Annotated in this window: 6 protein-coding genes; 5 read left to right on the top strand and 1 reads right to left on the bottom strand. The window is 64.4% G+C overall.

Annotated elements, in window-relative coordinates; translation table 11 throughout:
- Both IVB31_RS07425 and IVB31_RS07420 read left to right on the top strand, forming a co-directional pair.
- The coding region (locus tag IVB31_RS07425; protein WP_247320350.1) for a VCBS domain-containing protein at nucleotides 1-6,937 on the top strand (6,937 nt) is incomplete at its 5' end.
- Nucleotides 6,938-7,019: 82 nt separating this feature from the next.
- Nucleotides 7,020-9,251, top strand: a complete 2,232-nt coding sequence (locus IVB31_RS07420; RefSeq protein WP_247320348.1) for an adenylate/guanylate cyclase domain-containing protein — start codon at nucleotides 7,020-7,022, stop codon at nucleotides 9,249-9,251.
- A gap of 173 nt (nucleotides 9,252-9,424) precedes the next feature.
- On the opposite strand, the gene IVB31_RS07415 is transcribed toward IVB31_RS07420, so the two are convergent.
- Entirely contained in the window at nucleotides 9,425-11,020 is a 1,596-nt protein-coding gene (locus IVB31_RS07415; protein WP_247320346.1) for an ABC transporter substrate-binding protein, read from the bottom strand.
- 212 nt (nucleotides 11,021-11,232) lie between these two features.
- On the opposite strand from IVB31_RS07415, the gene IVB31_RS07410 reads away from it, so the two are divergent.
- The 3 genes from IVB31_RS07410 (at nucleotide 11,233) to IVB31_RS07400 (ending at nucleotide 15,154) form a co-directional block, all read left to right on the top strand.
- Complete coding sequence (locus tag IVB31_RS07410; RefSeq protein ID WP_247320345.1) at nucleotides 11,233-12,894, top strand: ABC transporter substrate-binding protein; 1,662 nt, start codon at nucleotides 11,233-11,235, stop codon at nucleotides 12,892-12,894.
- A 195-nt stretch (nucleotides 12,895-13,089) separates the two neighbouring features.
- Complete coding sequence (locus IVB31_RS07405) at nucleotides 13,090-14,043, top strand: ABC transporter permease (protein ID WP_247320342.1); 954 nt, start codon at nucleotides 13,090-13,092, stop codon at nucleotides 14,041-14,043.
- 208 nt (nucleotides 14,044-14,251) lie between these two features.
- Entirely contained in the window at nucleotides 14,252-15,154 is a 903-nt protein-coding gene (locus IVB31_RS07400) for an ABC transporter permease (protein WP_247320340.1), read from the top strand.
- Nucleotide 15,155: the final 1 nt, after the last annotated feature.

Genomic DNA, 15,155 nt, shown 5'->3' with positions numbered 1-15,155 from the left:
GATCGACCTGACCGGCAACGCGGTCCTGAGCGGCGGCATCCTGAAGAACAACGCGACCTTCAAGGTTGGCGGCACCGGCAATGCGCTGGACGGCGAAACGATCACCAACAGCGCTGCCGGCACGATCGAGGTCCTTGCGAACGGGGCCCTGACGATCGACCAGGGCTCGACTGTCGCCAATACCGGCAACGTCACCGTCGATGCCACCGGCAAGCTGACGGTCAGTAGTGCCACGATCAGCGGTGTTGGCACGGTCACCGATAATGGCGAGATCGACCTGATCGGCAACGCCGTCCTGAGCGGCGGCATCCTGAAGAACAACGCGGCCTTCAAGGTCAGCGGCGCCGGCAACGCGCTCGACGGCGAAACGATCACCAACAGCGCTGCCGGCACGATCGAGGTCCTTGCGAACGGGGCCCTGACGATCGACCAGGGCTCGACTGTCGCCAATACCGGCAACGTCACCGTCGATGCCACCGGCAAGCTCACTGTCAACGGTGCCACGATCAGCGGTGTTGGCACGGTCACCGATAATGGCGAGATCGACCTGATCGGCAACGCCGTCCTGAGCGGCGGCATCCTGAAGAACAACGCGACCTTCAAGGTCAGCGGCACCGGCAACGCGCTGGACACCGAGACGATCACCAACAGCGCTGCCGGCACGATCGAGGTCCTTGCGAACGGGGCCCTGACGATCGACCAGGGCTCGAGCGTCACCAACACCGGCAACGTCACCGTCGATGCCACCGGCAAGCTCACCGTCAATGGCGCGACGATCAGCGGTGCCGGCACGGTCACCGATAACGGCGAGATCGACCTGACCGGCAACGCGGTCCTGAGCGGCGGCATCCTCAAGAGCAACGCGACCTTCAAGGTCAGCGGCACCGGCAACGCGCTCGACGGCGAAACGATCACCAACAGCTCGACCGGCACGATCGAGGTCGTTGCGAACGGCGCCCTGACGATCGACCAGGGCTCGACCGTCGCCAACACCGGCAATGTCATCGTGGACGAGAATGCCGCGCTGACGCTGAACGACGCCACGATCAGCGGCGGCGCCATCAAGGGCGCCGGCACGATCGACGTCACCGGCGCCAGCAAGATCGACGGTGCGGCCACGGTCAGCATCAGCACGATCACCGCCGACGCCAAGCTGACGCTGGACGGCGTCACGGTGTCGGGTTCGGTGATCACGGACAATTTCGGCATCGAACTCGACAACACCGTCAAGCTCAAGGACGGCGCCACGATCAAGGGCGGGCCGGTCACCAATAACGGCACGCTGCAGATCGCCGGCGCCGCGACGCTGCTCAACGACGTCCTCACCAATTCCGGTCACGCCGTCGCGGTTGATGATAACCAGACGCTGACGCTGTCCGGCACGGAGATCACCGGCGGAACCATCAACAATTTCAGCGGAGTGCTGGGCGGCAAGATCGACGTCACCGGCAACAGCAAGATCGACGGTAACGCCACCCTGAACCAGGGCACAGTGAAGGTCGAAAGCGGCGTCACGCTGACGCTCGACGATGCGACCGTTGCGGGCGCCGCGATCACCAATGGCGGCACCGTCAAGGTCGATACGAGCAAGAAGCTGACACTGGCGGGTGCGAGCCTGACCGGCGGCACGCTCACGGTCGTCGGTACGCTCGCTTCCTCCGGCACCACGACGATCACCGACGCCAATATCTCGAACGGCTATCTGCTCGAATCGACTCTCGGCGGGCTGCTGGCGCTGGTGGCGACAACTCCTGCGGCAGCCATCACGAACGGCGGCATCATTCGGGCCAACGGCGCCGAGCTCGACATCAACGGCGAGGCCGTCGCCAACACCGGCACGCTGGGGGCGATCAACCACGGCACCCTGAAGCTGATCGGGATGGCGGTCACCAATACCGGCAGCGGTGATGTCTCGGTCGAGTCCGGCTCGACGCTCGACCTCCAGGGCGCGACGATCGACGGCGGCACGGTGACCATCGCCGGTACGCTGGAATCGACTGGCACAAGCGCCATCGATAGCGCCGACATCACGGTTGCCAACGCCGGCACGATCTCCGTCACCAGCGGCACGCTGACGATCGATCCCGGGCTTGCGCATGCCATCACCAATCACGGCCTGATCAAGGCGGTGACAGGCGGCACGCTGAAGCTGGCGACGGCCAGCGTCACCAACACCGGCGCGTCGATCACGGTCGACGGCACCTCGAAGCTCTATCTGACCGATGTCTCGATCAACGGCGGCAGCCTGAGCAATGCCGGCAATCTCTACAGCGCCGGCCTCGATACGGTCACAGGCAGTGTGACCAACACCGGCACCATCGAAGTCCAGGGTGGCACGCTGAACCTTTCCGGCGGCCTCTCCGGCGTCGGCACGCTGATCATCGACGACACGGCGACGCTCGAGCTTGCCGGCGCAACGGCGCAGACCGTGACCTTCGCCGGCGGCGCCGACACGCTTCAACTCGACAAGGTCGCGGGCCAGGGCTTTACCGGCACGATCACCGGCCAGTCCTCCAAGGGCGGCACGTTCACGATCACGGGTGCGGCGGACATCACCACCTCCAGCGGCGACGCGCTCGACTTCACGGCGACCGGCGGCACGCAGGCGAAGCCCGCCGATATCATCCTCACGCCCACGGGCGCGCTGACGGGCGCGGCCAATGGCATCGTCGTCACCCAGAACGGCACGGGCGCTATTTCGCTGACGGCGACGAAAGACATCAAGGGCCTGAACGGCGATGGCATCACGCTGCGCGACAGCGCAACCGGCATCGGCGATATCACGGTCAACAACGTCACCGGCAAGGCGAGCGGCACCGGCGCGAATTCGACCGGTATTCTCGTCGAAAATCTGAACAGTGCCAATGGCGGTGACATCTCGATCACCCAGCTCGCCGGCGTCGCGGGCGGCGCTTACGGCATCGACGCGCTCACCCAGGGCGGCGGCGACATCGCCGTCCACGCCGGCGGCACCATCACGGGCAGCTCGATCTACGGCATCCGGGCGCGCAGCTACGGCGCGGGCAGCGAGATCGTCACGACCGACGCCGGCAGCGTCATCAATTCGGGCAGCTCCGGGATCGTCGCCGTCAACCGGGCGACGTCCCTCGGCGCGGCATCCGGCAGCAGCATCACCGTCAACGCCTATGGTGCGATCCATTCCGGCAGCAGCCTGAACCAGAGCGGCAACACGCCGGCCGGAATCCAGGCCGGCTACAACGGTGCCACGACTGGCAGCAGCGCCAACACCAATGTCAACGGCAACGTCGTCGTCAATAACCACGCGAACGTCACCGCGGCGGCGGGCTACGGCATTCACGCCTATAATTACGGGAATGGCGACGTCACGGTGAGCGACGCGGCCGGGACCACGATCGTCGGCGCCGAGGAGGGCATCAGGGCCCAGGCGCTCGGCGGCGGCACCGGCGACGTCACCGTCACGCTCGGCGCCAACGCGTCGGTGACGGGCACGACCAGCTACGGCATTCTCGCCTACAGCATCGACGCGGGCGACATCAGCGTCACCCTGGCGAACGGCGACAGCATCATTTCGGGCAGCTCCGGCATCGTGGCGGTCAACTACGCGGCGGCGATCACGAGTGACGTGCACAGCACGATTTCAGTCGAAGCGCATGGTACGATCCACTCCGGTTCCGCGCTGAACAATGACGGCACCACGCCGGGCGCAATCATCGCCGGCTACAAGCCCGACGGCATTTCCACCTTCTCGAATGCCGTCAACGGCGACGTCAGCGTCACCAGCGATGCGACGATCACCGCGGACGCCGGCTACGGCATCGAGGCGTTCACCTGGGCCGCCGGCGATATCACGGTCACGACCGGCACGGGCTCGTCGGTCACCGCGACTGCGGGCACCGCGATCGGCGCCTTCGATCACGGCGGCGGCGATGTCAGTGTCACCAATGAAGGCACCGCCACCGGCACGGTCGGCCTTGCGGCCCTTGCGAACGGCGCCGGCGACGTCACCATCGTCAATCACGGCAATATCACCAGCACGAGCCTCGCCGGCATCAGCGTCACGCAGAACGAGGCGGGCGCGACCGGCTCGACGCACATCACCAATTCCGGCTCGATCGTGGCCCCGAGCGCGTACGCGGCGATCTTCATCCAGGAGAATGCGACCGGCTCGGCGACCATCGACAATTCCGGCACGATCGGGCCCGCGATCGCCTCAACCGTGACCTCGACCACCTATGCGATCGTCGAGACCGGCGGCGCCATCACGATCAACAACACCGGCCACATCAACGGCAATATCTCGGTCGCCTCCGCCACGTTCAACAACAACGCCGGCGGCACCTGGACCGTTTCCGGCAGCGGCGTCTTTGGCAACGCATCCTCGATCGTCAACCATGGCGACATCGATCTCCATGGCGCGTCGATCTCCGGGAGCGGGCTGAGCATCGAAAATCACACGACCATCGATAGCTGGGGCACGGCGTCGATCTCGGGCGCCATTACGAATACCGGCGCCATCGAGGTCCATGACGGGGCACTGACGCTGTTCGGCTCGCTGTCCGGCTCGGGCTCGGTCACCGTCGATGCCGGTGCGCTGCTGAAGCTCGATGGCTCGGTGACGCAGACGGTCAACCTTGCCGGCGACGGCGCCAAGCTTCAGATCGACACGTCGACCTTCGGCGGCTCGATCGGCGAGCTGTCCGCAACCGACACGATCGACCTGTCGATCATCAAGTATGACGGCGGCACCTCCGCGACCTACGATTCGGTCACCGGCAATCTCATTGTGAGCGATTTGTACGGCCACACGATCACGCTCAAGCTCGTCGGTGCTGACTACAGCAATGCGCATTTCGCCGGCAGCAGCGACGGCCATGGCGGCACACTGGTCACGTTCAACGCGGCCGACGATGCGCCGCACTTCAACGCGGCTCAAGTGCCGCAGAGCACCGGCTTCAGCGAACTCCTGAACACCACCGGCTCAGCGACGACCGATCCAGCACCGGCGGCGACCGGGACGATCGACTTCAGCGACGTCGATCTGACGGAGCGACCGACGGCTACAGTTGCAATTGCAGACCAGACGGTGACCTGGTTCGATACCGACCACGCCACGCATCTGACGCTGACCGCCGGCGAGACCGCCGCGCTCGAGCAGGCGCTGACGCTCCAAACCACCGGCAAGAACAACGGCACCGTCGGCTGGAGCTATTCGATCGCCGACGGCGTGCTCGATTTCCTTGGCGAGGGCCAGACCGCAAAGGTCGTCTCCACCGTCACGCTCGATGACCACCAGGGCAAAACCGACACTGCCGAGGTCACGGTCACAATCACGGGCAAGAACGATGCGCCGACGCTGGCCCCGGTGAGCACGGATCCGCTCGTGGATACGGCCACCCATGACAGTTTCGCGAGTATCACGGGAACGCTGGTCGGAACTGACGCCGACCATGGCGAGACGGCGACGCTGAAATATGCCGTTCAGGATGTGGATCATCTTGCAGTGCCGACGGTTGCGGGCCTCTACGGCTCCCTGACGGTCAACGACGACGGCAGCTACGATTATGTTCCCGACGCTGCGGCGATCAACGCGTTGTCGGCGGGTCCTTACTCGGACGTTTTCACGATCCAGACAAAGGACGCCTACGGTGCGACCGGAACGGCGTCATTCACCGTCGCAGTCACCGGCGCCAACGACACGCCGGTGTTGTCCGATGGCAGCCTCGGAACGCTCGAGGACACCGCCGCCGCGGACAGTTTCTCCGGCCTCACCGGGCAATTGACCGGGACCGATGTCGATACCGGCGACACGCTGAGCTACGCCTTACTGAACGCGGATCACCATCCGACCGGCACGGTGACCGGCCATTATGGTTCGCTGACGGTCAATACCGACGGCAGCTACAGCTACGTCCCCGACGCGGCGTCGATCAACGCACTCCCGCAAGGCTCCTACTCGGATAGCTTCACGGTTCAGCTTACGGATGCGCATGGCGCAGTCACCACGGCGACATACACCGTGGACCTGACCGGTGCCAACGACACGCCGACCCTGTCAGATGTCAACATCGGCACGCTCACCGACACCGCCGCGACCGACACCTTCTCCAGCCTTACCGGGACGCTGGCGGGCACCGATGCCGATACCGGCGAGACGGCGACGCTGACCTATGCTGTCCAGAACGCAGATATTCATGGGACGGCGACGGGTTATTACGGCGCGCTGACGGTCAACGCCGACGGCAGCTACAGCTACGTCCCGAACGCCGCTGCGATCAACGCTCTGTCGGCCGGCGACTATCTGGATACGTTCACCGTCCAGACCACGGACGCACATAATGCGATCGGCATGGCGATACTCACGGTGGACGTGACTGGCGCAAACGACGCGCCGGTCGTCGACGTCGGCCAGATCTCCGTCACGCATGACGGCGCTCAGGTCACCGTCCACGGTATCTCGGTCACCGACGCCGATGCAGCTGCCAATGAAACCTTCACGCTCGTTGCCTCCGGCTCGGGTAGCAATTTGAGCCCGGCGTCGACGTCCGATACCCTGGCGTACATCAATTCCGCGCTGCAGACCGTGACCTACACTGACGCAAGTGAAGGTGCGGCCATACAGACGGTCACGCTCACCGTGGCCGACAGTCACAGCGCAAGCAATACGGTTAGCCTGCTCTTTGGCACGGCGGGGCGGGATGACTTCATCGGGACAGGCCATCAGGACCAGTTCGTGTTCGCCGCCAGCTCCAACAACGATACGGTCACCAATTTCACGTCCGGCCAGGACCATATTGACCTGTCGAGCGTCGTCACGACCTCCGATACTCAGGCTTGGTTGGATCAGCACGCGACCGCGTCAGGAGCGGACACCCTGATTACGATCAATGCATCGGACACCATTCTTCTGAAGGGCGTCGCCCACGTCCAGGCGAGTGACTTTATCGTCCATGCCTGATCGCCGCTTGAGGGGCGCGGCCGATCGTCTGCAAGACTGATCCGCACTGCCGTTCACCGCAAATGCGTGATATCCCTCCACCATGAAACGTCTCAAAATCCTGCGACGGTGGTTTGCGCGGAAGTTCGGCTTTGCGCGGCTGATGTGCCTTGCGCTGCTGGTCGTGTTTGCCGGCGCGCGGCTGTGGGACCCGCCGCCGATCCAGGAATTGCGGCTGCGCACCTTCGACATGTTTCAGTTGATCGATCCGCGCCACAAGACAGTGCGGCCGGTCACCATCATCGACATCGACGACAAGAGCCTCGCCCAGCTCGGCCAGTGGCCGTGGCCGCGCACGCGCATTGCCGATTTGATCCAGAACCTCACCAGTAACGGCGCGGTGGCGATCGGCTTCGACATGGTGTTTTCGGAAGCCGACAGGCTCAATCCGGATCTGGTCGCGAGCCAGATGCGCTATCTCGACGACGCCACCCGCGCCAAGCTGCGCGAGCTGCCGACCAACGACCAGATCCTCTCGGAAGCGGTCAAGCGCTCGCGCGTGGTGCTTGGCGAGACGGGCCTGCCTGAGATCCTGACCGAACTCGACAAGTCGCTTCCGTTCACGGGTGTCGCGACGGTCGGCGAGGCGGACGCCGAACGCTTCCTGTTCGAGTTCCCGGGCCTGCTCCGCAACGTGCCGGTGGTCGAGAAGGTTGCCGCCGGGCGCGGGCTGTTCTCGATCAAGACCGAGCGCGATGGTTTGATCCGGCGGGTGCCGATGGTCATGCGCGCGCAGGGTAACATCATGCCCTCGCTCAGCCTCGAGATGCTGCGGGTCGCCACCGGCACGCCGACGCTGCTGGTCAGGACCGACAAGTCCGGCGTGCGGGCCGTGCGCCTCAAGGGCGTGGAGATTCCGACCGACAAGAACGGCCAGCTCTGGGTGCACTATGCCCGCCGGGACCCGTCGATCTACGTCTCGGCGGCCGACGTGCTCGACAACACCGTCCCGCCCGGCAAGATTGCGGGCAAGCTGGTGCTGATCGGCACCTCCGCGGTCGGGCTCAACGACCTCAAGACCACGCCGGTGTCCTCGACCATGCCGGGTGTCGAGATCCATGCGCAGGTGCTGGAGAGCGTGCTGAGCAAAGCCGTGATCTCCCAGCCCAACTATGCGCTCGGCGTCGAGCTGCTCGCAGCGCTCGTCATCGGCTTGCTCGTCATCATTTTCACGCCGAACCTTGGACCGGTTCGCCTTGTGCTTGCCGGCGCAGCATTCGCCGCGATTCTGGTCGGCGTGTCCTGGTTCTTCTATGCGCAGTACCGCTACCTGATCGACTTCACCTATCCTCTGCTTTCGACCACCGCGATCTATTTGACGCTGATCTTTGCGAGCTTCGTGCGCGAGCAGCGGCAGCGGGTGCAGATCCGCGGCATGTTCGCGCAATACATGTCGCCGGTGCTGGTCGAGCAGCTGGCGCAGTCGCCGGAAAAGCTCGTCCTCGGCGGCGAGGAGCGCGAGATGACGATCATGTTCTCCGATGTGCGCGGCTTCACCACGATCTCGGAGAGCTACAAGCACGATCCGCAAGGGCTGATCGCGCTGATGAACCGCTTCCTGACGCCGCTGACCGACGTGATCATCGAAGAGAAGGGCTATATCGACAAATACATGGGCGACGCCATCATGGCGTTCTGGAACGCGCCGCTGGACGACGCCGAGCACGAGGTCAATGCCTGCGAGGCCGCGGTCCAGATGCTCGAGCGGATCGACGCGGTCAACAAGGAGCGCGAGCAGGAGGCCGCCTCCGGCGGCCACGTCTACATCCCGCTCAATGTCGGCATCGGCCTCAACACCGGCATCGGCGTGGTCGGCAATATGGGCTCCGACCTGAAGAAGAACTATTCGGTGCTGGGCGACAGTGTGAACCTGGCCTCGCGGCTCGAAGGCCAGTCGAAGGAATACGGTTTCCCGATCATCGTCGGCTCCCGGACCGCGCTCGCGGCCAAGGACAAGTTCGCGATCCTTGAGCTCGACTTCATCATGGTCAAGGGCAAGACCGAGCCGGAGGTGATCTACGCCATCGCCGGCCGCGACGACGTGATGCATTCTGGACCGTTCCAGCGTCTGCGCAACATCACCATCGAGATGCTCGGCTGCTATCGCGGCCGCGACTGGCAGGGCGCGCTGGACGCCATCGAGCGCGGCCGCAAGAGCGAGGACGCCGACACGTTGGAAAAGCTGTTCAACCTCTACGAGGTGCGCATCAAGGATTTCCAGGTCAATCCACCGGCGGAAGGCTGGACCGGTGCGTATGCCCTGCTGACGAAGTAGTCGCCCGCGCCATTGAGTTTCGCTAGTGCCTCAAAAACGGCGTCGTCCTGGCGAACGCCAGGACCCATTACCCCAAGGAGCAGTTGCGTCGCCGGGCCATTGACCACCAGCCGTCGCAAAACAAAGGCCAGTGGTAATGGGTCCTGGCTTTCGCCAGGACGACGGCGAAGCCCTCACTCCACCCCGATCGTCGTCAGATCCTGGAACCAGTGCTGGGCCTGCACGAACTGCTTGATCTTCGGCGACAGCGCATGCGGGTTGGTGTCGTGCACCACCCACACCAGCACGGCGTCGTCGACGATCAGCGCATGCGCCTGGGCCAGCAGATCGTCCTGCTTGGCGGCATCGAACGTCAGCTTGGCCTTGTCGATCAGGGCATCGACCTCAGGGTTCTTGTAGCCGCCCCAGTTGACGCCGACCGGCGCGATCTGGCCCGAATGGAAGAAGCGGACGATGGCGTAGAGCGGGTCGGAAGTGACGTAGGCGATGTTGTTGGCGGTGATGCCGGCGTTCATCTCGTCGGCCGCGCCCTTGCGCCAGTGCGTATAGAGTGTTTCGAGCTCGACCACCTTGAAGTCGATGTCGATGCCGATCTCCTTGAAGCTCTGCTGCAGGAACTCGTTCATTGGCAGCGACAGCATCTGGCCGGTGCCGCCTTGTGCGATGATGAAAGTGGCCTTCAGCGGCTTTGCCTTGGAGTATCCGGCTTCCTCGACCAGCTTCTTGGCCGCGGCGAGATCGTATTTCAGCTCGAAGCTCGGCTTGCCGAACCACGGGCTCGACGGATCGACCTGGCCTTTGGCGGGTTTTGCCAGTCCGTTCATCAGGCCGACCACCGCCTCGCGGTCGATCGCGAGGTTGAGCGCCTTGCGCAGGCGAATGTCTGTCCAGGGTGAGCCCGGCAGCACGCTGAGGTGATAATTCCAGACATGCGGCGTGACATTGTCGACGAGCTTCATGCCGGCCGCCTTGAGCTGCGGCACGGCGTCCGGCGCCGGCGTCTCGATCAGGTCCACTTGCCCGGCGAGCAGCGCGTTGGTGCGCGTCAGCGCTTCCGGCATCGGCACCAGCACCAGCTTGTCGACCTTGGGGATGCGTTTCTTGTTCCAGTAGTCCGGGTTCTTGCTGAGCTCGGCGAGCTCGCGCGGTACGAGCTTGGTCAGCTTGAACGGGCCGGTGCCCGACGGCTGGCTCGCGAACTTGTCCCAATCCTTGCCGAGCTTCTCGTACTGCGCGGGGCTCGACACCAGGAACCAGAGCATCTGATAAGGAAAGAAGGAATCGACCGTCTTGGTGGTGATCTCCACCGTGGAATCGTCGATCTTGGCGTAGCTCGCGACCGAGGGCAGGCGGGTCTTCACCTGCGCGCTCTGGCGCTTGTCGAATTGCGGCGCCTTGTCGTTGAGCACCTTGTCGAGATTCCAGATCACCGCGTCGGCGTTGAACTCGCTGCCGTCGTGAAACTTCACGCCCTTGCGCAAGGTGAATCGCCACTTGGTCTTGTTCTCGTCGTCGACTTTCCACTCTGTGGCCAGTCCCGGCACCAGCTTGCCCGGCCGGTCGGCGACGTCCATCTCCCAGGCCACCAGCGGATCGTAGATCGTGTAGGCCGTGAACTGATAGGCGCCGGCGCCGCGGTCGGGCTGGCCGGTCGTCAGCGGAATGTCCGCCATCGAGATGCCGTAGCGCACCACCGTTTCGGCGCGCGCCGGGATTGCGGAGTACGCCAGCGCAAGCAGGGCGAGACAGGTCGACAGTCGGGTACGCATGGCCCAAAGCTCCAAGGAGAAATTCAAGGGAGAAATCGGAACCAAACCTGCAATCTTGATGCCAGAATAGGCAGCGAGTGCCTTCTCGGGCGTCCGATCACAAGGACTTGTCGTCGCAGGGGCAATTGGCAGAAAAAGTTTCCCCATTGGCATAGCCATTGCATACGTTTGCATCAAAATTAGTCATTGAAAGCCGGAAGAGGACTGAGACGATGCCTATCAAGAAGAACAAGACCCGCGCGGCGCTGATCGCGTTGCTGGCGCTCGGCAGCGCCGCCGCATGGCCGGGCGTGGCGAGTGCCGAAACCGTGCTGCGCATCGGGATGACCGCCGCCGATATTCCGCGCACGCTGGGACAGCCCGATCAGGGTTTTGAAGGTAATCGCTTCACCGGCCTCACCATGTATGACGGGCTGACCGGCTGGGACCTGTCCTCGGCCGACAAGCCGAGCGTGGTGATCCCCGGCCTCGCGACCGAGTGGAAGGTCGACGATGCCGACAAGACCAAATGGACCTTCAAGCTGCGTCCCGGCGTCACCTTCCATGACGGCTCGCCGTTCAATGCCGATGCCGTGGTGTGGAACGTCGAGAAAGTGCTGAAGCAGGACGCGCCGCAATTCGACGCCAGCCAGGTCGGCGTGACGGCGTCGCGCATGCCGACGCTCGCCTCGGCGAAGAAGATCGACGACATGACGGTCGAGCTCACCACCAAGGAGCCCGACAGCTTCCTGCCGATCAACCTCACCAATTTGTTCATGGCGAGCCCGACGAAGTGGCAGCATTTCTATGAGAAGGCGGAGGGCGTCGACGCCAAGGCGAAGTCGCAAGCTGCCTGGACCGCGTTCGCCAAGGATGCCGCGGGCACCGGCCCGTGGAAGATGGCGGGCTTCACGCCGCGCGAGCGGCTCGAGCTGGTCAAGAACGCGAGCTATTGGGACAAGGCGCGCGTGCCCAAGGTCGACAAGATGGTGCTGCTGCCGATGCCGGAAGCGAATGCACGCACCGCGGCGCTGCTCTCCGGACAGGTCGATTGGGTCGAGGCGCCGGCGCCGGATGCGCTGCCCGAGCTGAAGCAGCGCGGCTTCAAGCTCTACGCCAACGAGCAGCCGCACGTCTGGCCCTGGCAGTTTTCGCGCGTCGAGGGCTCGCCCTGGAACGACATCCGCGTCCGCAAGGCCGCAAACCTCTGCGTCGATCGCGAAGGCCTCAAGGACGGCCTGCTCGCGGGGCTGATGGTGCCGGCGACCGGCACCTTCGAGCCCGGCCATCCCTGGCGGGGCAAGCCGACCTTCGAGATCAAGTATGACAAGGCGGCAGCGCAGAAACTGATGCAGGAGGCCGGTTTCGGTCCGAACAAGAAGCTGACGGTCAAGACCCAGACCTCGGCGTCCGGCTCGGGCCAGATGCAGCCGCTGCCGATGAACGAATATCTCCAGCAGGCGCTCGCCGAATGCTATTTCGACGTGCAGCTCGACGTCATCGAGTGGAATACGCTATTCACCAATTGGCGCCGCGGCGCCAAGGATCCCAGCGCCAACGGTTCGAGCGCGACCAACGTCACCTATGCGGCGATGGACCCGTTCTTCGCGCTGGTGCGCTTCCTGCAATCGGGCATGGCGCCGCCGGTTTCGAACAATTGGGGCTTCATCAACAACCCCAAATTCGACGAGCTGGTGAAGAAGGCGCGGCAGACCTTCGATCCCGCCGCGCGCGACGCCGCACTCGCCGAACTGCACGCGGCCTCGGTCGACGACGCAGCCTTCCTCTACGTCGCCCACGACGTCGGCCCCCGCGCCATCAGCCCGAAGGTGACAGGCGTCGTGCAGCCGAAGAGCTGGTTCATCGACTTCTCGCTGGTGTCGCTGACGCCGTAACTATCGCAACGAACTCAGTGCACCCTCTCCCTTGTGGGAGAGGGTGGCTTCGCGTTAGCGAAGCCGGGTGAGGGGTCTCTCTCCGCGGGAGCTGACCTCTCAACGAAGCAATACGTTCGCGGAAACAACCCCTCATTCGGCGCGCGGATCGCGCGCCACCTTCTCCCACAAGGGGAGAAGGAAGAAAGAACACCAGTGCTCGCCTATATCGCCAGACGCATCGTCTATGTCGTCCCGATCGTCATCAGCGTGGCGCTGGTGTGCTTTCTGCTCGTGCACATCACGCCGGGCGATCCGCTCGTCGCTGTGCTGCCGGCCGACGCCTCGCAAGAGCTCGCGGCGCAGCTCCGCGCCGCCTATGGCTTTGACCGGCCGCTGCCGGTGCAGTTCGGGCTTTGGCTGTTGCGCGCGCTGCATGGCGATCTCGGCAATTCCATTGCCACGGGGCGCCCCGTGCTCGCCGAAGTCATGCGCGCGGTCAGCAACACCGTCACGCTCGCGATTGCCGCGGCCATCATCGGCTTCACCATGGGCATCCTGCTCGGCCTGATCGCCGGCTATTTCCGTGAGACCTGGATCGACAAGCTGGCGACGTCCTTTGCCATCGCCGGCGTTTCGGTGCCGCATTACTGGCTCGGCATGGTGCTCGTCATCATCTTTTCGGTCCAGCTGAACTGGCTGCCTGCCGTTGGTGCCGGACCCGGCGGCTCGGCCGCCTGGGCCTGGGACTGGGCGCATCTGCAATATCTCGTGCTGCCGGCGATCACGACCTCGGTGATCCCGATGGGCATCGTCACCCGAACCGTGCGTGCACTCACCGGCGACATCCTCAGCCAGGATTTCGTCGAGGCGCTGCGTGCAAAGGGCCTGCATGAGCGCGGCGTATTCCGTCACGTCATCAAGAACGCCGCACCCACCGCGCTCGCAGTGATGGGGCTCCAACTGGGCTACATGCTCGGCGGCTCGATCCTGATCGAGACCGTGTTCTCCTGGCCGGGCTCGGGATTCCTGCTCAATTCGGCGATCTTCCAGCGCGACCTGCCGCTGCTGCAAGGCACGATCCTGGTGCTGGCGCTGTTCTTCGTCTTCCTCAATCTGCTGGTCGACATCGCGCAAGCCGCGATCGATCCGCGCATCAAGCGGGGCTAGCCGATGAGCCCAGCTGTAGCCACGCAAGAAGTGTACTCCCTCTCCCGCTTGCGGGGGAGGGTAGGGGTGGGGGTGTCTCCGCATCGAGAACCCCCAAGATGAGAGAACCCTCACCCGGCGCTTCGCCCCGACCTCTCCCGCAAGCGGGAGAGGTGCACCGCGTCCTTGGCGCGCACCGTTCCCCCCAATATCCAAGCGGGGCTAGCCGATGAGCGAGCTTCCGTTGTCCGTCACCAGCGACGCCGCGCTTCAGGCCGCGCCTGCGACCAAGGCGCGCGGCTATTGGGCCACCGTCGGCCGCCGCATCCGGCGCGACAAGGTCAGCATGGTTTGCGCGCTGGTGCTGCTGCTGATCTTCCTCTCCGCGATCGTTGCGCCCTGGTTGGGTCTGGAGGATCCCTACAAGGGCTCGATGATCCGGCGCCTGCGCCACATCGGCACAACCGGTTACCCGCTCGGCACCGACGAGCTCGGCCGCGATATGCTGGCGCGGCTGATCTATGGCGGCCGGCTGTCGCTCCTCATCGGCATCCTGCCGGTCATCCTCGCCTTCTGTATCGGCACCTCGCTCGGCCTCGTCGCAGGCTATGTCGGCGGCAAGCTCAACACGGCGATCATGCGCACGATCGACGTGTTCTACGCCTTTCCGTCCGTGCTGCTGGCGATCGCGATTTCCGGCGCGTTGGGCGCGGGCATCCTCAATTCCATCGTGTCGTTGACCGTCGTGTTCGTGCCGCAGATCACCCGCGTCGCCGAAAGCGTCACCACGGGCGTGCGCAATATGGATTTCGTCGAGGCCGCGCGTGCCTCGGGCGCGGGGCCGTTCACCATCATGCGCGTTCACATTCTCGGCAATGTGCTCGGTTCGATCTTCGTCTATGCCACCAGCCTGATCTCGGTGTCGATGATCCTAGCCGCCGGTCTCTCCTTCCTCGGCCTCGGCACCAAGCCGCCGGAGCCGGAATGGGGCCTGATGCTGAACACCTTGCGCACCGCGATCTACGTCAATCCCTGGGTCGCAGCACTTCCGGGCGCGATGATCTTCGCGGTCTCGATCTGCTTCAATCTGCTCTCGGATGGCCTGCGCAGCGCCATGGACATCAGGAACTAGC

This window comes from Bradyrhizobium sp. 21 (genome assembly GCF_023073335.1).
Taxonomy (GTDB): domain Bacteria; phylum Pseudomonadota; class Alphaproteobacteria; order Rhizobiales; family Xanthobacteraceae; genus Bradyrhizobium.
This window is presented reverse-complemented; position numbering and strand designations above follow the sequence as displayed.

What these genes read in the sequence shown, in the direction of transcription:
- IVB31_RS07420 (WP_247320348.1), top strand. Translation starts at nt 7,020, where the DNA reads ATGAAACGTCTCAAAATCCTGCGACGGTGGTTTGCGCGGAAGTTCGGC.
- IVB31_RS07415 (WP_247320346.1), bottom strand. Translation starts at nt 11,020, where the DNA reads ATGCGTACCCGACTGTCGACCTGTCTCGCCCTGCTTGCGCTGGCGTAC.
- IVB31_RS07410 (WP_247320345.1), top strand. Translation starts at nt 11,233, where the DNA reads ATGCCTATCAAGAAGAACAAGACCCGCGCGGCGCTGATCGCGTTGCTG.
- IVB31_RS07400 (WP_247320340.1), top strand. Translation starts at nt 14,252, where the DNA reads ATGAGCGAGCTTCCGTTGTCCGTCACCAGCGACGCCGCGCTTCAGGCC.